Source organism: Rhizobium sp. BK538 (assembly GCF_014197575.1).
In the GTDB taxonomy this organism is placed as follows: Bacteria; Pseudomonadota; Alphaproteobacteria; order Rhizobiales; family Rhizobiaceae; genus Rhizobium.
In genome coordinates, this window is sequence record NZ_JACIFT010000003.1 from 94,557 (window position 1) to 115,552 (window position 20,996).

Sequence of the window (20,996 nt, forward strand, 5' to 3'; positions counted from 1 at the left end):
GAGGACACCATGCTTCTTATCTACTGCCCATACTGTCAGGAAGAGCGCTCCGAGCTCGAATTCCGCGGCGCCGGCGATGCCCATATCGCTCGCCCGACCGACATTGCTTCCATCTCCGACGAGGCGTTCGAGGAATATTTCTTCCTGCGCGACAACCCGAAGGGGCTGATCTTCGAACGCTGGCGCCACCAGCACGGATGCGGCCGCTTCTTCAACGCGGCGCGCGACACGATCAGCGACAAGTTCATCATGACCTATAAGGCAGGCGAGCCGAAGCCTGAGATCGGCGAAGCCGCCGTTCCACACGCACCCGTCGAGACCTACGAAGCGCTCGAAGGAGAAGCACAATGAGCGGCACGAACCGTATTGCAGGCAAGGGCCGCCTGACCCCGGCCAGAACCGCGCGCTTTACCTTCGATGGCAAGAGCTATACGGCGCTGGAGGGCGATACCGTCGCCTCGGCGCTGATTGCCAACAACATCCATCTGGTCGGCCGCTCGTTCAAGTATCACCGCCCGCGCGGCATTCTCTCGGCCGGCGCCGAAGAGCCGAACGCGCTGATCGACGTTGCGCGCGACAGCGCCCGCAAGCAGCCCAACGTGCGTGCCACGGTGCAGGAAGTCTTCGACGGCATGATCGTGCAGTCGCAGAACCGTTTCCCATCGCTGTCCTTCGATATCGGCGGCATCAATAACCTGATGTCGCCCTTCTTCGCGGCTGGCTTCTACTACAAGACCTTCATGTGGCCGAAGGCGGCCTGGAAGCATGTCTACGAGCCGATGATCCGTCGCGCAGCCGGTCTCGGCGTTGCGCCGAAAGAAGCCGATCCCGATCACTACGCCAGCCGCTACGCGCATTGTGACGTGCTGGTCGTCGGTGCCGGCGTCGCCGGTCTTTCGGCAGCCCTTGCTGCGGCTCATGCCGGTGTCAAGGTCATCCTCTGTGACGAGCAGGCGGAAGCCGGCGGTGCGCTGCGTTTCGACAGCGGTGTCAAGATCGACGGTCTCGACGGTTATGAGTGGGCGCAGAAGACCGTTGCCAGCCTGAAATCGATGGACAATGTGCAGGTTCTCACCCGCACCACTGCCTTCGGCTACTACAACCACAACTTCGTCGGTCTCGCCGAACGCGTCACCGATCATGTCGCGAACCCGGGCCGCCACCTGCCGCGTGAGCGTCTGTGGCAGCTGCGCGCCAAGCGTGTCATCCTCGCCAACGGCGCGATCGAGCGCCATATGGTGTTCCCGAACAACGACCGTCCGGGCATCATGCTGGCCTCGGCCGCGCGCATGTATCTCAACCAGTACGGCGTGGCCGTCGGCCAGAAGGTCGGGGTCTACACGGCGCACGACTCTGCCTACGAGGCCGCCTTCGACCTGAAGCGCGCCGGTGTCGAGATCGCCGCGATCGTCGATTGCCGGCACACGCCCGGTGCTGCCGTTCTGGCGGAAGCCCGCTCGCTCGGCATCGACGTGCTCGCCGGTCAATCGGTCGTCAACACCTCGGGCAAGCTGCGCATCTCGTCCATGACCGTTGCCCGCAACGGCGGCGGCTCTCCACGCAAGATCGCGGTCGACGCGCTGCTGGTCTCGGCCGGCTGGACGCCTTCGGTGCACCTGTTCTCGCAGTCGCGCGGCAAGGTGAAGTTTGAGCCGGAAACGCAGCGTTTCCTGCCCGGCACCTATGCGCAGGATTGCCTCTCCGTTGGCGCCTGCAACGGCACGGATGATCTGCAGCAGACGATCGAGGAATCGCTGGCCGCGGGTGAACTGATGGCCCAGGCAGTCGGCAAACCATCCGGCGGCAAGATCAGCATCACCGCCGAGCAGGCGCATCAGTGGACGGGCGGCATGATCGGCGCTGCCGAAGGGGCGGGTCCGGAGACCCGCACCAAGGCGTTCATCGATTTTCAGCACGACGTCTGTGCCAAGGATATCCGCCTTGCCGTGCGCGAAGGCATGCACTCGATCGAGCATATCAAGCGCTTCACCACGAACGGCATGGCGTCGGATCAGGGCAAGCTCTCCAACATGCATGGTCTGGCGATTGCCGCCGAAATGCTGGGCAAGGAGATCCCGCAGGTCGGTCTGACGACCTTCCGTGCGCCCTACACGCCGGTCACCTACGGTACGCTGATCGCGCATTCGCGCGGCGAGCTGTTCGACCCGGCGCGCAAGACGCCGTTGCACCCGTGGGAAGAAGCGCAGGGTGCGGTGTTCGAGGATGTCGGCAACTGGAAGCGCGCCTGGTTCTATCCGCGCGCCGGTGAGACGATGCATCAGGCGGTCGCCCGTGAATGCAAGACGGCGCGCGATGTCGCCGGCGTGTTCGATGCTTCGACGCTCGGCAAGATCGAAGTCGTCGGCCCCGACGCCGCCGAGTTCATGAACCTCATGTACACCAACGCCTGGGACACACTGAAGCCCGGCAAGTGCCGCTACGGCATCATGACCCGCGAAGACGGCTTCGTTTATGACGACGGCGTCGTCGGGCGTCTGGCTGACGATCGCTTCCATGTGACGACGACGACCGGCGGTGCGCCGCGCGTTCTCCACCACATGGAAGACTATCTGCAGACGGAATTCCCGCATCTCAAGGTATGGCTGACTTCGGTGACCGAACAATGGGCGGTCATTGCCGTGCAGGGGCCGAAGGCACGCGAAATCATCGCCCCGCTGGTCGAGGGCGTCGATATTTCCAACGAAGCCTTCCCGCATATGAGCGTTGCCGAGTGCACGGTCATGGGCGTGCCGGCGCGTCTGTTCCGCGTGTCGTTCACCGGCGAGGTCGGCTTCGAAATCAACGTGCCGGCCGATTACGGCCAATCGGTGCTGGAAGCGGTCTGGGCCAATGCAGAGCCGCTCGGCGCCTGCGTCTACGGTACCGAAACGATGCACGTTCTTCGCGCCGAGAAGGGCTATATCATCGTCGGGCAGGATACGGACGGTACCGTCACGCCTCACGATGCCGGTCTTTCCTGGGCGGTTTCCAAGAAGAAGACGGATTTCGTGGGCATTCGCGGGCTGAAGCGACCGGATTTGGTGAAGGAAGGCCGCAAGCAGCTCGTCGGTCTTATCACCAAGGATCCGAACCTGGTGCTCGAAGAGGGTGCACAGATCGTCGCCAACCCGAACGAGCCGAAGCCGATGACGATGCTCGGCCATGTGACCTCGTCCTACTGGTCGGAAAATCTTGGGCGATCGATCGCCTTTGCGCTGGTCGCCGATGGCCGCAAACGGATGGGCGAAACGCTCTATGTGCCGATGCCCGACAAGACGATCGCCGTCGAGGTGACTGATATGGTGTTCTTTGACAAGGAAGGAGGCCGCATCAATGGCTGATATGGCAGTTCGCAAATCCGCTCTTTCCGGCCAGCATGGCGGCTCGGCCACGGTACGGCTGACGCCAGCCTCTGCGGCAAGCCGCGTGGCGCTTCGCGCGCCGGCGGAGTCGCTCAAAGCTCTTTCCTCCGCGCTTGGTGTCACGGTGCCGGCTTCCCCGAAAACCTCCGGTCGCAAGGGTGGTCGTGCTGCCCTCTGGCTCGGCCCGGATGAATGGCTTGTCATCGACGAATCCGGGGCAGACCTGATGGGTGCGCTCGCCAAGTCGGGCGTGCTGCATTCGGCCACCGACGTCTCGCACCGAAACGTCGCGGTTATCGTCTCCGGCCCCGGGGCGGAAGCGACGATCTCCGCGGGCTGCCCGCAGGATCTGTCGCTCGAGGTCTTCCCGGTCGGCGCCTGCTCGCGCACGCTGTTTGGAAAGGCCGAGATCGTGCTCTTCCGCACCGAGGACGATACATTCCGAGTCGAATGCTGGCGTTCGTTTGCGGATTTCGTATTCGGCCTGCTGGCCGAGGGCGCCGAAGACGCGGCGCATTAAGCGCTGCTAACTTGCAATGCCCGATCGGGGATGGTGCTCTTGTGCCGTCCCCGATCGGCTTCAAGTTGTATGACGGCTGTCATTCGTGTCATCATCCACCGGGCGCGCGCGGTCCGTATCGAAGCGCCGTCGCAACGAGTGGGGGATGTCTTTGATGATGCTGCATCACGTTTCCATTGTCGCCATGGATCTCGACCGTTCCGTCGGCTTCTATCGCAATGTCTTCGGTCTCGAGCAAATCGAGAGGCCACCTTTCAGTAGTGTTGGAGCGTGGTTCGCCTGCGGGGCGCTGCAGGTCCACATCATTGTCAATCCGGCCGGAACCTTCCGGCGTGCGGCGACCATAGACACGACCGACGGACATTTCGCGTTCCGTACCGATGATTTCGAGGGATGTATCCGGGGGCTGATTGCGAAGGGTTTTCGCGAGGATGCTCCAGAGGGCGATCCCTGGCGGTTGCGTGTTAGGCGCAATGGCCCGGCGGGGTTTCCACAAGCCTATCTGCTCGATCCCGATCGCAATATCGTTGAAATCAACGGCGCGCCATAGCGACGCGTCAAACACCGCCCACCAAAGTCAAGAGCATAAGGTCTACGCGTCTTCCGGCCGGTCCTTGGGGTCGAACTGGATGATGGTGATCCACCGCGCGGTGAGCGCCGGTTTCTTCTCGTTCTCGATCTCGATTGTGACCTCATAGGTCGTCATCAGCATGCCGGCGCCGCGGAAGCGGGCTTCGGCGAGGACAAAGTGGCCGCGGATGCGTGCCCCCGATTTGACCGGCGAGAGGAAACGGACGTTCTCGAAGCCGTAATTGATGCCCATGGTCTGCTCGCGGACCTTCGGCAGGCTGTCGTAGTTCATCGCCGAGAGCAGCGAGAGGGTAAGAAAGCCGTGGGCGATGGTGCTGCCGAAGGGACTTGATGCAGCGCGCTCCGGATCGACGTGGATGTACTGATGGTCGTTGGTCGCATGCGCAAACGCATCGATCATGGCCTGATCGACGACGATCCAGTCCGAGAGACCGGTTTCAGTGCCGACCAACCCACGTACATCCGCGAGCGAAATTTCCTTGGCCATTGATTCCCCATGAGAAAGCGGCTGCGCAAGCCTTACAATGGGATTGTGACGATTGCGACAAGGAATTGCAGGCGGGAGCCCGTCAGATCAACTTTCGAGATAGAAAGAGACCGAGCGGCGCGGTACGATGGCAGAAGTTGCGGATTTCTCCGGCGCATCCGGGGCAAGAAGCCGCCATGAAGGCGGTCCGGGTAATGTAAAGATTTCCTCGCCGCCCGAGCGATTGAAGAGAACCGCCAGCCGCGTGGCCTTGTTGGTTAGGCCATCGCGCGTCGAAAGCACCATTCCGAGCGTGGAAAAGTTCGGCGTCTCCCACTCTTGCACGCTCATCGCCCGGCCGGAGGGCGAGATCCATTCGACATCGCCGTTGCCCTTGAGGAAGCCCATTTCCGAGAAGGCGGAGAAGCGCTTGCGCAGGCCGGAGATGAATGCGGTATGGGCGATAAGATCGTCGTCGAGCCCTGCCCAGTCGACCCAGGTGATCTCGTTGTCCTGGCAATAGGCATTGTTGTTGCCGCGCTGAGTGCGGCCGGCTTCGTCGCCTGCCGTCAGCATGATGCTGCCGCGGGTGGCAAAGAGCGTGGAGAGCAGCGCCTTCAGGTCGTCATGGCGCTTGCGAATAATATCGGGGTAGCGGGTTTCGCCCTCGACACCGTTGTTCCAAGTGTGGTTCTCGTTGTGGCCGTCGCGGTTTTGCTCACCGTTCGCCTCGTTATGCTTGCCGCTGTAGGATACGACATCCCTCAGCGTGAAGCCGTCATGGGCGGCGAGGAAGTTGACGCTGCGCGTCCCTGTCCCAGCGTTTCGGGAGAAAATATCGGAGGAGCCGGCAAGGGTGGTCGCGAGCGGGCCGGTCTTGTAGTCGTCGCCGCGCCAGTAGCACCTGACATCGTCGCGCACGCGGTCGTTCCATTCGAGGAATGGTGCCGGAAAATTGCCGAGCTGATAGCCGCCTGGGCCGATGTCCCAGGGCTCGGCGATCATTACGCGGTCCGCCAGCACATCATCGGCGAGCATCGCCGTCAACGTTTCGCCATGTGCCTCGAACCCGTCTACGGTGCGGCCAAGTACGGGGGCGAGGTCGAAGCGGAAACCGTCAATCCCTGCGCCGAGCACAAAGTGGCGTAGGCTGTCGATGATCAACTGCCTGATATAGGGATGATCGCAAGCGACGGTGTTGCCGGTTCCGGTATCGTTGACCAGTTCGCCCGGCCGACCGGGCAGGTGGCGATAGAAAGAGAGATTGTCGAGGCCGCGCAGCGACAGCGTCGTGCCGAAGCGGTCGCTTTCGCCGGTGTGGTTGAAGACGAGATCGAGGATGACGGCGATGCCTTCCGCATGGAGCGTCGCAACGGTGTCGCGTAGTTCCGCCATGCCGCCAGGGGCAAGCCGCGGATCGAGCGCCATGAAGGCAATGGGGTTGTAGCCCCAGCTGTTTCGCAGACCGAGCGGCGGCAGATGCCGCTCGTCGATCCACGCGGTGATCGGCATGAGCTCGACGGCGTCGACGCCGATGCGCTTGAGATGGGTAATCACCGAGGGATGTGCCAAAGCCGCGACCGTGCCGCGCTGGGCTTCGGGGACATCCGGATGCAGGATGGTGAAGGGCCGGACAGCGACTTCGTAGATGAAGCCGCCCGGCTTGAAGAGGGGCTTTGCCGGTCTTACCGTGATATCGCGGGTGACGACCGCCTTCGGCACGAGATGCTGTGTCTCGGCGCCGAAGGCGCCGAGCAGGGGATCGTGGTGGAAGGGGCGATCGAGTTCCTTGGCGTAGGGATCGACCAGCAGTTTCGACGGGTCGAACCAAAGGCCGCTGTCAGGCGCATAGACGCCATCGGCGCGGTAGCCATAGAGCGCGCCTTCCTTCAATCCGTCGACGAAGAGGCGATGGACATGGTCATCGCCGCGTTCCATCGGCAGGCGGGCCAGTTCCTTGTCGTCGTCGCTGAACAGGCACAACTCGATCTGTCCGGCATTGTGCGACCAGACGGCGAAATCAACGCCGGTCTCAAAGATGCTTGCCCCGCCTTGCCCGGATTTGTTCGCCGCCATGCTGCTCCGGTCAGGTGATCACGGAGGGAGCATCGCGGCCTGTGCGGCTGCGGATATCCGCAATGGTCTCGGCGGCGGCGATAAGATCGGCGAGCGCCTGCTGCGTCTCGATGTTGTGGCGGGTGGAATCCGGTTCGTACCGCTCGAGGTAGACGCGCAAGGTGGCGCCCGATGTTCCCGTTCCCGAGAGACGGAAGACAACGCGCGAGCCGCCTTCGAAGAGGATACGAATGCCCTGATGCTCGCTGACGGACTTGTCGACCGGGTCGTGATAGGCAAAGTCATCTGCCTTCTCGACTTTCAGTGGGCCGAAGGCCTGGCCCGGCAGGGAAGCAAGCTGGCTGCGCAGGTTGGCGATCAGGCCGTTTGCTGCGTCGGTATCAACGCCTTCATAGTCGTGGCGCGAATAGTAGTTGCGGCCATAGGTCTGCCAGTGCTGGGTGACAATGTCCTCGACGCTCTCGCCGCGGACGGCCAGAATGTTCAGCCACAGCAGAACCGCCCAGAGGCCGTCCTTCTCGCGCACGTGGTTGGAGCCGGTGCCGGCGCTTTCCTCGCCGCAGATCGTCGCCATCCCGGCATCGAGCAGGTTGCCGAAGAACTTCCAGCCGGTCGGCGTTTCGTACATGCCGATGCCACGGCGCTCGGCGACGCGATCAGCAGCACCAGACGTCGGCATGGAGCGGGCGATGCCGGCGAGACCGCCGGAATAGCCGGGCGCCAGATTGGCGTTGGCCGCGAGGATCGCAAGGCTGTCGGACGGCGTCACGAAGATGCCGCGGCCGATGATGAGGTTGCGGTCGCCGTCGCCATCGGATGCTGCGCCGAAATCGGGCGCATCGTCGCCCATCATCTCGTCGTAGAGTTCCTTGCAGTGAACCGGGTTCGGGTCGGGATGGTGGCCACCGAAATCGGGCAGCGGCATGAAATTGCGAACCGAGCCGGACGGGGCGCCGAGGCGGTTTTCGAAGATTTCCTTCGCATAGGGGCCGGTGACGGCGCTCATCGCATCGAAAGCGATGCGGAAGCCAAGGCTGATGAGGTTGCGGATCGCGTGGAAGTCAAACAGCTCTTCCATGAGCGCCGTATAGTCTTCGACCGAATCGAGCACCGAGAGAATCATGCCACCGGGCAGCTCGTCCTTGCCGATGCGATCGAGGTTCACATCCGCGAAGTCGGCGATCTTGTAGGTGTCGATCACCTTGGTGCGCGCATAGATCGCGTCGGTGATCTTCTCCGGCGCCGGACCGCCGTTGCTGATATTGTACTTGATGCCGAAGTCTTCGGTGGGGCCGCCCGGGTTATGGCTGGCCGACAGAATGATGCCGCCGAAGGCCTTGTACTTGCGGATGATGTGCGAGGCTGCCGGGGTCGACAGGATGCCGCCCTTGCCGACGATCACCTTGCCGAAGCCATTGGCGGCGGCCATCTTGATCGCCTTCTGGATGACTTCCCGGTTGTAGTAGCGTCCGTCGCCGCCGATGACAAGGCACTTGCCCTGGAACCCTTCCAGCGAATCGAAGATCGACTGGATGAAATTCTCGGCATAGTTCGGCTGCTGGAATACCGGGACTTTCTTTCGCAGGCCCGACGTGCCCGGCTTCTGATCCTGGTAGGGCTTGGTGGATACGGATTTTATCATTTTCTCTCACTTGCCTTTGGGGGCGAGGCTTGAATAGAGGGCAGCGTAGCGCTCGGCGCTCTTTTCCCACGAGACATCCGATTTCATGCCCTGCTTTTGCAATTGGGTCCAGACTTTTTGATCGGCGTAGAGATGTAGCGCGCGGCGGATGGCCTGCAACAGGCCCGATGCCGTCACAGGCGAGAATTGTATCCCGGTTGCCACTTTCGCCGCAAGAGCGGCATGGTTGGCATCGATGACGGTATCGTTCAACCCGCCGGTGCGGGCGACGATCGGCACGCAGCCATAGCGCAGGCCGTAAAGCTGCGTCAGGCCGCAGGGCTCGAAGCGCGAAGGAATGATAATGGCGTCGCAGCCAGCCTGCATGAGATGCGACATCGGCTCGTTGTAGCCGATGGAAACGCCGATCCGTCCGGGGTGGCGGGCTGCGGCGGCGAGCAGCGAACCTTCCAGCGCCGCGTCTCCAGAACCCAGAATGGCGAGCTTTCCACCCATGTCGACGATCTGATCGGCTGTGGCGGCGATGACGTCCATGCCCTTTTGCCAGGTGAGGCGGCTGATAATGCAGAAGATCGGTGCATTGTCGTTGTGCAGTCCGAAGAACTCCGCGACCGAGGTGCGGTTTTCGACGCGGCTTTTCAGTGTGGTGCCGTTGTAATGCGTGTGGACAACAGGATCGGTCGACGGATTCCAGACGTCGGTATCGATGCCATTGACGATGCCGTGGAGCGAATCGATTCGGTTTGCGATGACACCCTGGAGGCCCATGCCGAACTCGGGGGTCAGGATCTCGCCTGCATAAGAAGGGCTGACGGTGGTGATGGCGTGGGCCGTCTGCAGGCCACCCTTTAGGAATCCGATATTGCCGTAGTATTCGATGCTTTCCGTTGCGAAGGCATGCGGCGGCAGGCGGAGGCCGGGGAAGACATCGGCACCGAACTGACCCTGGAAGGCGATGTTGTGGATTGTCAACACGCTCGGCAATTCCGGCGTCGGGTTGTAGCGCATGTAGACTGAGGTCATCGCCGACTGCCAATCATGCGTATGCACGAGGTCGGGTCGCCAGCCCGGCATCAATCCCGCAGCAATCTCGGCGCCGGCAAGCGAAAGCGCTGCGAAGCGGCGCCAGTTGTCGGAGTAGTCCCTGCCCGTCGCATCGAGATAGGGACCGCCGGCGCGGTCGTAATAGGCGGGCGCATCGAGCACGAGGATATCGATCCCCTCGTGCTCCACTTCCAGGACCGTCGCGGGCTCGCCGAGCAGATCATCGAACTGAAGCCGGGCGACGGGATTGCGGATCGCCTTCATGACGGCAGGATAGCCGGGCATGAGGGTCTTGGTTTCGACGCCGAAACGCTTGAGGGCGATCGGCAGGGCGCCCGCCACGTCGGCGAGGCCCCCTGTCTTGATAAGTGGGAAGACTTCGGACGAAACCGAAAGAACTTTCATTGGTCACATACCCAGCTTGTCGATCATTGGCTGGGTGATGAGGCAAATTCCGCTTTCGGTTCGCCGGAAGCGCTTGGCATCGAGGTCCGGATCCTCGCCGACGATGAGGCCCTCCGGAATGACGACGCCGTGGTCGATCACGACATTCCGGAGCTGGGCGTGCCGGCCGATCTTGACGCTCGGGAGAACCACCGCACCTTCGAGCTTGGAATAGGAGTTGGCGCGCACGCCGGTGAAGAGGAGGCTCTTGTTCAGCGTTGCGCCCGAGATGATGCAGTCGCCGGCCACGACGGACGAGGTCGCCGAGCCACGGCGGTCCTCGTCGTCATGGACGAATTTTGCCGGCGGCGAGATTTCTGCGTAGGTCCAGATCGGCCAGGACTTGTCGTAAATATCCAGTTCCGGAACGATCGCGGTGAGGTCAATGTTGGCCTGCCAATAGGCATCGATCGTCCCAACGTCGCGCCAATAGGGCTCATGCTCGAAATCGGAGCGGACGCAGGATTGCGCGAAGCGATGGGCCACGGCCTTACCGTTCTTGACGATGTATGGGATAATGTCCTTGCCGAAATCCTTGCTGGAGTTCGGGTCGGCCGCGTCGCGGCGCAGCGCATCGATCAGGAACTTCGTGTGGAACACGTAGATGCCCATCGAGGCCAGCGCGAATTCCGGTTTGTCGGGAATACCCGGCGGGTCGGCAGGCTTTTCGATGAAGTCGATAATCCTATCGTTCTGGTCAACATGCATAACGCCGAAGCCGACGGCTTCCATGCGCGGCACTTCCAGGCAGCCGATGGTGACATCGGCGCCGGAATCGACGTGCTGCTGTAGCATCCACTCGTAGTCCATCTTGTAGACGTGGTCGCCAGCGAGGATGACCATGTATTCCGGGCCGTAGGGCTCGATGATATCGATGTTCTGGTAGACCGCGTCGGCCGTGCCTTCATACCATTGCGTCTCGGAGACGCGTTGGGAGGCCGGCAGGATGTCGAAGCTTTCGTTTCGCTCGGGGCGGAAGAAGTTCCAGCCGCGCTGCATATGGCGGATCAGCGAGTGCGCCTTGTACTGGGTGGCGACGCCGATGCGGCGGATGCCCGAGTTCAGGGCGTTCGACAAGGCGAAATCGATAATGCGCGTCTTGCCGCCGAAATAGACTGCCGGCTTGGCGCGACGATCGGTGAGTTCCTTCAGGCGGCTTCCCCGACCGCCGGCAAGAACATAGGCCATTGCGTCGCGGGCAAGTGGCTGAACACGTTTTTCTACCATTTTTATCCTCCCACCAGTCTTCAGTTCTCAGGTTCAAGCATGATTGTCGCCAGAGGCGGCAAGGTGATCGACGCGGCGATGTTGCCGCCGGCGTTGACGGCCTGAACGCGGCCGCCATTGCCCTTGCCGCTGCCGCCGTAGATGTCGGCATCGGTATTCAATATCTCGCGCCACCGTCCCTCGAACGGGAGGCGGACTGTATAGTTCTCGCGGTAAACCGGCGTCAGGTTGCAGATGACGGCGACCGGCTTTTCGCCCGGTGCCTTGCGGATCCAGGCGAAGACGGAGTTCTCGTGGTCGTCGGCGATCAGCCACTCGAAGCCATCGCCCTCGCAATCGCGGGCATGCAGCGCCGGCTTGCTGCGATAGGTAAGGTTGAGGTCGCGCACCAGCCGGCGCATGCCCTCGTGCATGCGGTACTGCAGCAGGTTCCAGTCGAGCGACTTCGCCTCGCTCCACTCGGCCCATTGCGCGAATTCCTGGCCCATGAAGAGCAGCTTCTTGCCTGGATAGCCCCACATGAAGGCGTAGTAGGCCCGCAGATTGGCGAACTTCTGCCAGTCGTCGCCCGGCATCTTGGCGATCAGCGAGCCCTTTCCGTGTACCACCTCGTCATGGGAGAGCGGCAGCACGAAGTTTTCCGAATAGGCGTAGAGCAGGCCGAAGGTCAGTTCGTTGTGATGGTGCTTGCGGTGGATCGGCTCGCGGCTCATGTAGGAGAGCGTGTCGTGCATGAAGCCCATGTTCCACTTGAAGCCGAAGCCGAGGCCGCCTTCGTGCACCGGCTGCGACACTTTCGGCCAGGACGTCGACTCCTCGGCGATGGTCATAACGCCGGGATGCTCGGCGTAGATGCGGGTGTTCATGTTCTGCAGGAAGCGGACGGCCTCCAGATTCTCGTTGCCGCCGTACTCATTCGGGATCCATTCGCCGTGCTTGCGGGAATAGTCGAGGTAGAGCATCGAGGCGACGGCATCGACGCGCAGGCCGTCGAGATGGAACTTCTCGGCCCAGTAGAGTGCATTGTTGACGAGGTAGGAGATGACTTCGGTGCGGCCGAAATTGTAGATCGCGGTGTTCCAATCGGGATGGAAGCCCTTGCGCGGGTCTTCGTGCTCGTAGAGCGCCGTGCCGTCGAACCAGCCGAGGCCGTGTTCGTCGGTCGGGAAATGGGCTGGCACCCAATCGAGGATGACGCCAATGCCGACCTTGTGGCAGCCGTTGACGAAGCGCGCGAAACCCTCAGGCTCGCCGAAGCGGGCGGTCGGGGCATAGAGCCCGGTCGTCTGGTATCCCCAGGACGGATCATAGGGGTGCTCGGTGATCGGCAGGAACTCGATGTGAGTGAAGCCCATGTCGACGCAGTAGGGGATCAGCCGGGATGCCAACTCGTCCCAGGAGAGAAACGTGCCGTCATCACGCCGCTGCCAGGAGCCGGCATGAACCTCGTAGATTGAAATCGGCTGACGACGCTTGTCGGTCTCGCTCCAGTGCTTCAGATGCGCTTCGTCGTCCCATTCCTGCAGCAGTTCGGACGCCGCGACCGAGGCCGTCTTCGGGCGCAACTCGCTGCGACGGGCAAACGGATCGGCCTTCAGCGGCAGAAGAACGCCGTCGTGGCCGCGGATCTCGAATTTGTAGGCGACGTCCGTCGGAACATCAGGGGCGAAGATCTCCCAGATACCGGCGCCGGAGCGGAAACGCATAACATGGCGGCGGCCGTCCCAGCCGTTGAAATCACCGACGACGGAGACACGCTGGGCGTTCGGCGCCCAGACCGCGAAATGGATGCCCTGTGCGCCCTCGTGCTTGATCCAGTGCGCGCCCATCTTGTCGAAGAGGCGTAGGTGGGAGCCCTCCCGCACGTAATAATCATCCATCGGTCCAAGGACTGGTCCGAAGCTGTAGGGGTCGGTCACAGCCCACTCGGCGTCCCCGCGCCGCGCGCGGTAACGCACCGGCTGCAGCTTCGTCACCGAAACCTGTCCGGCGAAAAAGCCGTCCGGATGCTGCCGACTCAGTTCCCCGATGGCGCTGCCATCGAGCGCCATCGCCGTCACCTCTTCGGCACCCGGAATGAAGCAGCGGGCGACATAGGCATCGCCCGATTTGTGAACGCCGAGAACGGCGAACGGGTTGGAATGCGACCCTGCGAGGATTGCCGCTATCTCGTCTGCCGAAATCTCCCAGGGAAGTCTGACTTCAAGGGTGGCTTTCGGCGTTTTCATCCGGCTCTCCAGATTTCCTTGGCATATTGGCGTATCGTTCGGTCGGACGAGAACCAGCCCATCCGCGCCGTGTTGCAGATTGCCTTCGAACTCCATGCCGATGGATCGGTCCAGAGTTGGTCGACGTCGCGCTGGGCCTGGGCATAGGCATCGAAATCGGCAGCAACCATGAACCAGTCATGCGCATAAATGCCCTCGATCAGCGCCGCGTATCGGTTTCGGTCGTCATGCGAGAAGACGCCCGAACTGATCGCCGACAATGCCTGAGACAGCTCACGCGACGCCTCGATGATGGCGCGGGGATTGTGGCCATCGGCACGGGCGGCGGCGACTTCGTCGGCACGCAGACCGAAGATGATGATGTTGTCCTCGCCGACGTGATCGCGCATCTCGACATTGGCGCCGTCGAGCGTTCCGATGGTCAGCGCGCCGTTGAGGGCGAACTTCATGTTGCCGGTGCCGGATGCTTCCATGCCGGCCGTCGAGATCTGCTCGGACAGGTCGGCGGCGGGCACCATGACCTCGGCCAGAGAGACGTTGTAGTTCGGTACGAACACGACCTTCAGCAAGCCGCGGACGGCCGGGTCGTTGTTGATCGTGCGGGCGACGTCGTTGATCAGTTTGATGATCAGCTTGGCGTTATGATAGCTCGGTGCCGCCTTGCCGGCGAAGAGTTTGACGCGCGGGACCCAGTCCAGCTCGGGGTGCGAGCGAATCTGATCGTAGAGCGCGACGGCCTCGATGATGTTGAGCAGCTGGCGCTTGTATTCGTGGATGCGCTTGATCTGAATATCGAACATCGCCGACGGATCGAGCTTGATGCCCATGCGGCTGGCGACAAGATTGGACAAGGCGACTTTGTTGGCACGCTTAACCGCCGCAAACTTTTGCTGGAAGCTTGCATCGTTCGCGAACTTGTCGAGGGGCTTCAGCTTTTCGGCATCATCAAGGAAGTCGTCACCGATCGCCTCCCGGATCAGCGAGGTCAGGCCGGGGTTGCACTGCTGCAACCAGCGGCGCGGCGTAATGCCGTTCGTCTTGTTGTTGATGCGGTCGGGATAGAGCTTGTGCAGGTCGGCAAAGACCGTAACCTTCATCAGGTCGGTGTGCAGCGCCGAAACGCCGTTGATCGAATGGGCGCCGACGAAGGCGAGATTGCCCATCCGCACGCGGCGCTCGCCGCTTTCCTCGATCAGGGAAATCGATCGGATCTCCGTCTCGGAGAAAGTCTTGGTCTTGCGCGCCTCGACCAGCACCTTGGCGTTGATCGCGTAGATGATCTGCATGTGGCGCGGCAGCAGGCGCTCGAAGAGCGGAATCGGCCAGCTTTCCAGCGCTTCGGGAAGAAGCGTGTGGTTGGTGTAGCCGATCGTGCCGCGGGTGATGTCCCAGGCCTGGTCGAAGTCGAGGCCGTGAACATCGCACAGCAGGCGCATCAGTTCGGCGACGGAAACGGCCGGATGTGTATCGTTGAGCTGGATCGCCACCTTGTCGGGCAGCGACGTGAAGTCGTCATACTGCTGCAGGTGACGGCGCAAAATGTCCTGCAGCGATGCGGAGGAGAAGAAGAACTCCTGGCGCAGGCGCAGCTCCTGACCGGCCGGCGTCGCATCGGCCGGATAAAGAACGCGAGTCAGGCTTTCCGCCTTGTTGCTTTCGCGCAGCGCGCCGATGTGATCCCCGGCGTTGAAGGCATCGAGCAGGATCGGGTCGATCGGCTGGGCAGACCAGAGGCGCAGCGTGTTGACGCGCTTGCCGCGCCAGCCAACGACAGGCGTGTCGAAGGCCGCGGCAATGACGCGCTCGGCCGGTTTCCACACATAGCGCGGCTCGCCCTCGGGGTTGCCGACGACATCCACCGTGCCGCCGAAGCCGATTTCGTAAGCGCTTTCGCGACGCTCGAACTCCCAGGGATTGCCGTGCGCCAGCCAGCTCTCCGGCAGTTCCACCTGCCAGCCGTCGGCAAGCTGCTGGCGGAAGAGGCCGTGTACGTAGCGGATGCCGTAGCCATAGGCAGGCACCTCGACGGTCGCCATGCTTTCCATGAAACAGGCGGCCAGACGGCCGAGGCCACCGTTACCGAGGGCTGCATCTGGCTCGAGGCCCGCAATGACGGAAACATCGACGCCGAGCGAGGCGAGCGCGTCGCGAACCTGTTCCATGAGGCCGAGGTTCGAGATCGCATCGCGCATCAGGCGGCCGATGAGGAATTCGAGCGAGAGGTAGTAAACGCGCTTGTCGCCGGTCGCATAGACCTTGCGGGTCGATTCCATCCACTTGTCGATGATGCGGTCACGCACGACGAGGATGGTGGCAGTCAGCCAGTCATGAGGCTTGGCGACCTTCGCATCCTTGCCGATGCGGTAGGTCAGGCGCTCGATGATTTCCTCGGCGAGAATTTCAGGCTTGGAACTGCGGGGGGCGGGGGAAGGGATGGTCGGCTTCGAAACGGTGTTCATCGTCAGTCCTCGCCAATTCTGTTTGGTTTCAGTGCGTTATGTCAATTTCAATCGGTTTACCACGCACTAAAGACGCAGTTTATGCATCGTTACAACGCACTTGCAACAAGGGAATTACCCAAACGATAAAATTGACGAGGCTCGACGCTCCTTTGCGGAAAGAGCTTGATTTCAATCGGTTTTTCCGATTTTGATACGCGCGTTTCGAAACGAAAAGCCGCTCCGGTTGGTTCCGGAGCGGCTTATTTGTTGGGAAAACTGCGCGAAGAGATCAGTTGATCAAGCGTGTTGTCTGATTGGAGGTCTTTGCGCCGATCTCCTTGAAGGCGGAGAGAAGATCGGACATGCTTTCTGCCTTGAAGTAGTGATTGTCGTCTGTCGCGCAATACTTCAGCAGCGCCTGGCCATTCTCAGGCGCCATGAAGGCGACCGTGTAGATTTCGATATCCTTGCTCTTGGCGGTATTGCACGTGTCCTTGGTCAGGGTGTCATACGAACGACCACCCGATGGATCGTTGTTGTTGTCACCGTCCGTCATGAAGACGATATATTTCTTGGGCGTCTGCTGAGTCTTGGCCTGGTGCAGCGCGGTTTCGTTGTCATTTCCGGCGTTGTTCAGGGCGGTCAAAGACGTGTAGGCCTTGTTCATAGCCCCGCTGGAATTCGTGCCGTTGGCTGCGACCAATGCGTTGACGTAGGTGGTTACACCACTGGTTCCCCAGGCGAGCGCGGTTTCCGCATAGGTTTTGATGTCATAGGCGACGGCACCCGTGCGGGAGTAGATGTGGGTCGGGTCCGCCTTGTCCAGTTCTGCCGTCAGATTGCCGACCGCAAGCTTCAATGCTTCAATTTTAGTGTAATAGCCTGTGCAGGTCTTATTGTTGTTCCTGCCGCAGGTATAGCTGTAGGTGGTCGTCGTCGGCTCGCCCATCGACCCCGATTTATCGAGTGCGAGAAAGATCGAGACGGAACCCTGCTTTTCGGAGTAACCGCTCGCCGTTTCGCTTGCCGCGCCGATATTGGTGGTCTTGAAGCCGATGACGTGTGCCAGGCCGCTCAGATCCATGCTGTAGGAAGATGAGACGCTCACGCTGTAGCTTGCGCCGCCGCTGGAGGTCGTCTTGGTCGCCGTGGCAGTGGTGGCATTCCTCAGTGCGGTCGTGTCGCCAATGAAGTTTGCCATCTGGCCGGCAAGGAAATCCTTCGCGAAGGCCGAGGCGGTCGTTGTGTCGATCTTTCCGTCAGCAAGGGCGGAGGCGGTGGCAAGCGCCGCAGCATCGGAGGCTTCCTGCAGCTGATGCTTCGCCATTGCAGCGTTGGTGATGTCAACGGCGAGCGCGCCCGCTCCTATTGTGACCGGCAGCAGAACTGCGCTTATGATCCCGAAATTGCCATACCGGTCGTTCCGCAGCCGAGACAGGCTCGACTTCAGCGCTTGAAAGGTGCTCATCATGTTCACCTGAGTTAGTGCCCCAATATGCTTAACTCATGCGCCTCAATTCTTGAGTTCACCTTTATCAGGTCGTTAAGATTCTAACGGAATGTCACTTTCTTGTGCGCAGCCTCGGTGAAAACGCCTTGCCTGAGGGATGCGCAGCGCCAATACAGCTATCGGATGTCAATCAACTGAGCGGGATCACATCCACTGCCTGGACGGCGCGTTGGCCGCCGTAGCTCTTCAGGACGCCGATGACAGGCGCGACGTCGGCGTAGTCGCGGCCATAGGCGACGACGATGTGGTCGGTGCCGGCTGGGATGTTGTTCGTCGGGTCGAGCTCGATCCAACCGATCGTTTCGCCGCACCAGACCCTGACCCAGGCGTGCATGGCGTCGGCGCCCTCCAGCCGCTCCTTGCCGGGCGGCGGAATGGTGCGTAGGAAGCCCGAGACATAGCCAGCCGGGATGCCGAGGCTGCGGAGCGCAAGGATCATCACATGGACGAAGTCCTGGCAGACGCCGCTCTTCAACTGGAAGGCCTCGAGCGGGGTCGTATCGACGGTCGTGGCTTCGGCGTCGTAGGTGAAATCCCGATGAATTTTGGCGCAAAGTGCCGTGGCGATCTGCAGCACCGTCAGTGACGGTTCGGCGCTGGCCTTCGCATATTCCGAGATCGCGCGCGTTTCCGGCAGGCGGGGGCTGTTGCCGAGAAAGTGGTGCGGGGAATCGGGCTTCAGCGACCAGACGCCCGCGACTTCATCCGGCAGCTTCGCAAGCACCGGCGAAAAATCTACCGAGATCGAATGGCTCTCCACCTGGACGCGGGCCTGCATCCGAATGTCCAGCTTCTCGTGCGGCGCGCGCAGCATGAAGGAGGTTGCCGGGTGCTCGAAGAAATCGACGAAGTGCGCCTGCTCGTCCGGCGTTGGCGAGACCTTGATCGAGCCGGCAATCAGCCGCTGACGGTTTGGCAGCGACAACGGCATCAGCCGCATGATGTGGCGCGCGCCGGAAGCCGGCGTGTCGTAGATGTAGCCCATGTGCAGGGAGAGGTCGTAGAGCACGCGCGTCACCCGAGATATGTGCGGGCGAGAAGGTCGGACAGCAGTTCCAGCTCGCGTTCGAGGCGACGATAGACATCGACACTCATCGTCTCGGGCGTCATGACGGCAAGGCCGGAGTGCAGACGCATCGCTTCGCGGTAGAACGGCGACATCTGGCCGTTGACCAGTGCGTTCGGCAGTTGTTCGACCTCGCGGTGGATCTCATTCATCTGGAAGAGGATCGAACGCGGGTTGAGCGGATCGAGCGCGAGCAGATCGGTCACCGTCAGGCGGGCGGTGTTGACGTTATAGCGACGGCGATGGGTCATGACGCTGTCGCCGATCTCGAGCAGCATGTCGAGCGCGCCGTCCGGGGCGTCCGGCCCCGACATGTGGCCGAGCAGGCGCGTCATGTGCAGGCCGCGCTCGATATGGCGGCCGAGCGAGAGGAAGCGCCAGCCGGTGAAGCGATACATGTTCTCGTGCACGAGACCTGCGAAGCCGGCGAGCTTGCGCAGCAGGATCGTCATCGCATGGCTGGCGTCGTCGCCGGGCGAGATCGTCTCGTGGAACCGTCGCGCGGTCTTGGCGAGATCGGTGAGCGCCAGCCAGCCGTCCGGCGAGAAGCGGTCGCGGATATTGCTGGCGGAATAGACGGCGCTGTCGATGTTGCGCAGCAGTGTGTTTGGCACCGCGTCTTCGGTGTCGATGTCGACGGCCGCCAGATAGGCAGTCACGTCGGCCAGCAGCGGCTGGCTCGGATCGGCGGCTTCCGCAAAGCGGGCGTGCCAGGCGCGCAGGATGCGCAGCGCGCCTTCCGCGCGTTCGATGTAGCGGCCGAGCCAGAACAGGTTGTCGGCGGCGCGGCTCGGCAAACTGCCCGGCATGTTGCGGGTGAAGCTGCCTTCCGCCGGCAGCAGCGTATGGCGTTCAACCGGCTTGTCGCTAACGATCCACACGTCAGCGGCCGCACCGCCCGATTGCATGGCGATGGCTGAAACGTCGTCGCTGCCGCCGATGCGGGCAAAACCGCCCGGCATGATCTGCCAGCCATTGGCCGTGCGGGCGGCAAAGACGCGCAAGGACATCGGCCGCGGCGTCAGCTTGCCGCCGATCCAGGCCGGTGTCGTCGACAGCGTCACGACTTCCTGCCCGACGAGTCTTGCGCCGTCGGAATTCAACCAATCGCCGATCGAGTCCTTGGCGGTAGCGCGCAAGCTCGAGCCGAGCACGGATTCGCCGCTGTCGTCGAAGAAGGGTGCGCGCGAATAGGCGGGGCCGATCACCATTTTCTCGATGTTCTCGGCCACATGCTCGCGCTCATCTTTCTGACCGCACCACCAGGTCGCAATCGAGGGGAGTTTCAGTTCTTCGCCAAACAGCCGGCGACAGATCATCGGCATGAAGGCCAGCAGCGCGCGTGTTTCGATGATGCCGCTGCCGAGCGCATTGACGATTGTCACGCTTTCGGCGCGCAGCGCTTCGACGAGGCCGGGCGTACCGATATGCGAATTCTGGTTCAGTTCGAGCGGGTCGGCATAGGCTGAATCAAGGCGGCGCCATAGCACAGTGATCGGCTTGAGCCCCGAAACGGTGCGGACCATGACCTTGCCGTTGACGACGGTCAGGTCTTCCCCTTCGAGCAGCATGAAGCCGAGATAGCGGGCGATATAGGCGTGCTCGTAGTAGGTTTCGTTGGCGGGGCCGGGCGTCAGGACGGCGATACGGTCGTCGCCGCTGTGCTTCATGCCCTGCAACGAATCGCGGAACGCGCCGAAGAAGGAGGCCAGCCGGTGGACGGGCGTTTCCGCGTAGATGTCGGAGAAGGCGCGGGTCGTCGCGACGCGGTTTTCCAGCGCAAAGCCGGCGCCTGAGGGAGCCTGGGTGCGGTCGGCCAGCACCCACCAGTTGCCGTCAGGGCCGCGGCCGATCTCGAAGGCGCAGAAATGCAGATAATGGCCGCCAGCTGGAGTGACGCCAACGAGCGGACGCTGGTACTCCGGATTGGCGGCGATGAGTGCTGGCGGCAGGACGCCGTCCTCGACGAGCCGATTCTGGCCGTAGATGTCGGCAACGATCGCCTCAAGCAGGTCGGCGCGCTGAACGAGGCCGGCGGATACTGCCTCCCATTCGCGCGCATCGATCAGGACAGGCACATGCGAGAGGGGCCAGGAGCGCTCGGCGCTGCCGGTGCTGCCATAGGCGCGGTAAAAGACACCGGCATCCCGCAGGTAACGGTCGGCCCGGGTGAAGCGCTCGGTCAGATCCTTTTCGGGCATGCCGCTCAGATGCGCGAAGAAACGTTGCCAGACGGGCCGGATGGCGCCGTTTGTGTCGACCATTTCGTCGGCGACGCCAGGCAGAGGGGCATAACCGAGTACCGCATCGTTTCCGGTGCGGCTGCGTGGCTCTTCCCTCAGTTCGGCCGTCGGTTTTTTGCCCATTTTGTCCTAACGT

14 protein-coding genes are annotated in these 20,996 nt (G+C 62.1%); 4 read left to right on the plus strand and 10 right to left on the minus strand.

Features of this window, described 5'->3' with window-relative positions; translation table 11 throughout:
• The first annotated feature begins 9 nt into the window (after positions 1-9).
• The 4 genes from FHX09_RS04600 to FHX09_RS04615 all read left to right on the plus strand — a co-directional run bounded on the left by FHX09_RS04600 (position 10) and on the right by FHX09_RS04615 (position 4,432).
• Positions 10-351 carry a sarcosine oxidase subunit delta gene (locus tag FHX09_RS04600; RefSeq protein ID WP_007797704.1) on the plus strand — a complete coding sequence of 114 codons (342 nt, stop codon included), beginning with the start codon at positions 10-12 and terminating at the stop codon, positions 349-351.
• Positions 348-3,341 carry a sarcosine oxidase subunit alpha gene (locus FHX09_RS04605; RefSeq protein WP_132589134.1) on the plus strand — a complete coding sequence of 998 codons (2,994 nt, stop codon included), beginning with the start codon at positions 348-350 and terminating at the stop codon, positions 3,339-3,341. Before FHX09_RS04600 ends, FHX09_RS04605 begins: the two co-directional genes overlap by 4 nt.
• Positions 3,334-3,882 (plus strand): sarcosine oxidase subunit gamma, encoded by a 549-nt coding sequence (locus FHX09_RS04610; RefSeq protein WP_007797712.1) that lies wholly within the window; start codon positions 3,334-3,336, stop codon positions 3,880-3,882. Before FHX09_RS04605 ends, FHX09_RS04610 begins: the two co-directional genes overlap by 8 nt.
• Before the next feature lie 154 nt (positions 3,883-4,036).
• Positions 4,037-4,432, plus strand: coding sequence for a VOC family protein (locus tag FHX09_RS04615; protein ID WP_132589135.1), 396 nt, complete (start codon positions 4,037-4,039; stop codon positions 4,430-4,432).
• A 42-nt stretch (positions 4,433-4,474) separates the two neighbouring features.
• On the opposite strand, the gene FHX09_RS04620 is transcribed toward FHX09_RS04615, so the two are convergent.
• From FHX09_RS04620 to FHX09_RS04665, 10 genes are all read right to left on the minus strand, one after another.
• Positions 4,475-4,960, minus strand: coding sequence for a MaoC family dehydratase (locus FHX09_RS04620; RefSeq protein ID WP_132589136.1), 486 nt, complete (start codon positions 4,958-4,960; stop codon positions 4,475-4,477).
• Between the two features lie 87 nt (positions 4,961-5,047).
• Positions 5,048-7,015 carry a glycogen debranching protein GlgX gene (gene glgX / locus FHX09_RS04625; RefSeq protein ID WP_132589137.1) on the minus strand — a complete coding sequence of 656 codons (1,968 nt, stop codon included), beginning with the start codon at positions 7,013-7,015 and terminating at the stop codon, positions 5,048-5,050.
• A gap of 10 nt (positions 7,016-7,025) precedes the next feature.
• Positions 7,026-8,657 (minus strand): alpha-D-glucose phosphate-specific phosphoglucomutase, encoded by a 1,632-nt coding sequence (locus FHX09_RS04630; RefSeq protein WP_007797725.1) that lies wholly within the window; start codon positions 8,655-8,657, stop codon positions 7,026-7,028.
• A gap of 6 nt (positions 8,658-8,663) precedes the next feature.
• Entirely contained in the window at positions 8,664-10,106 is a 1,443-nt protein-coding gene (gene glgA / locus FHX09_RS04635) for a glycogen synthase GlgA (RefSeq protein ID WP_007797728.1), read from the minus strand.
• Positions 10,107-10,109: 3 nt separating this feature from the next.
• Positions 10,110-11,372 (minus strand): glucose-1-phosphate adenylyltransferase, encoded by a 1,263-nt coding sequence (glgC, locus tag FHX09_RS04640; RefSeq protein ID WP_132589138.1) that lies wholly within the window; start codon positions 11,370-11,372, stop codon positions 10,110-10,112.
• 20 nt (positions 11,373-11,392) lie between these two features.
• On the minus strand, positions 11,393-13,600 hold the full coding sequence (gene glgB / locus FHX09_RS04645; protein ID WP_132589139.1) for a 1,4-alpha-glucan branching protein GlgB: 2,208 nt from the start codon (positions 13,598-13,600) through the stop codon (positions 11,393-11,395).
• Positions 13,597-16,059: a glycogen/starch/alpha-glucan phosphorylase gene (locus FHX09_RS04650; RefSeq protein ID WP_132589140.1), complete on the minus strand. Its 2,463-nt coding sequence runs from the start codon at positions 16,057-16,059 to the stop codon at positions 13,597-13,599. Before FHX09_RS04650 ends, glgB begins: the two co-directional genes overlap by 4 nt.
• Before the next feature lie 271 nt (positions 16,060-16,330).
• Positions 16,331-17,509, minus strand: a complete 1,179-nt coding sequence (locus FHX09_RS04655; RefSeq protein ID WP_132589141.1) for a TadE/TadG family type IV pilus assembly protein — start codon at positions 17,507-17,509, stop codon at positions 16,331-16,333.
• Positions 17,510-17,681: 172 nt separating this feature from the next.
• On the minus strand, positions 17,682-18,569 hold the full coding sequence (locus FHX09_RS04660) for a transglutaminase family protein (protein WP_184449343.1): 888 nt from the start codon (positions 18,567-18,569) through the stop codon (positions 17,682-17,684).
• Positions 18,566-20,983, minus strand: coding sequence for a circularly permuted type 2 ATP-grasp protein (locus tag FHX09_RS04665; RefSeq protein ID WP_132589143.1), 2,418 nt, complete (start codon positions 20,981-20,983; stop codon positions 18,566-18,568). The genes FHX09_RS04660 and FHX09_RS04665 overlap by 4 nt, the downstream gene beginning before the upstream one ends.
• Between the last annotated feature and the right edge of the window lie 13 nt (positions 20,984-20,996).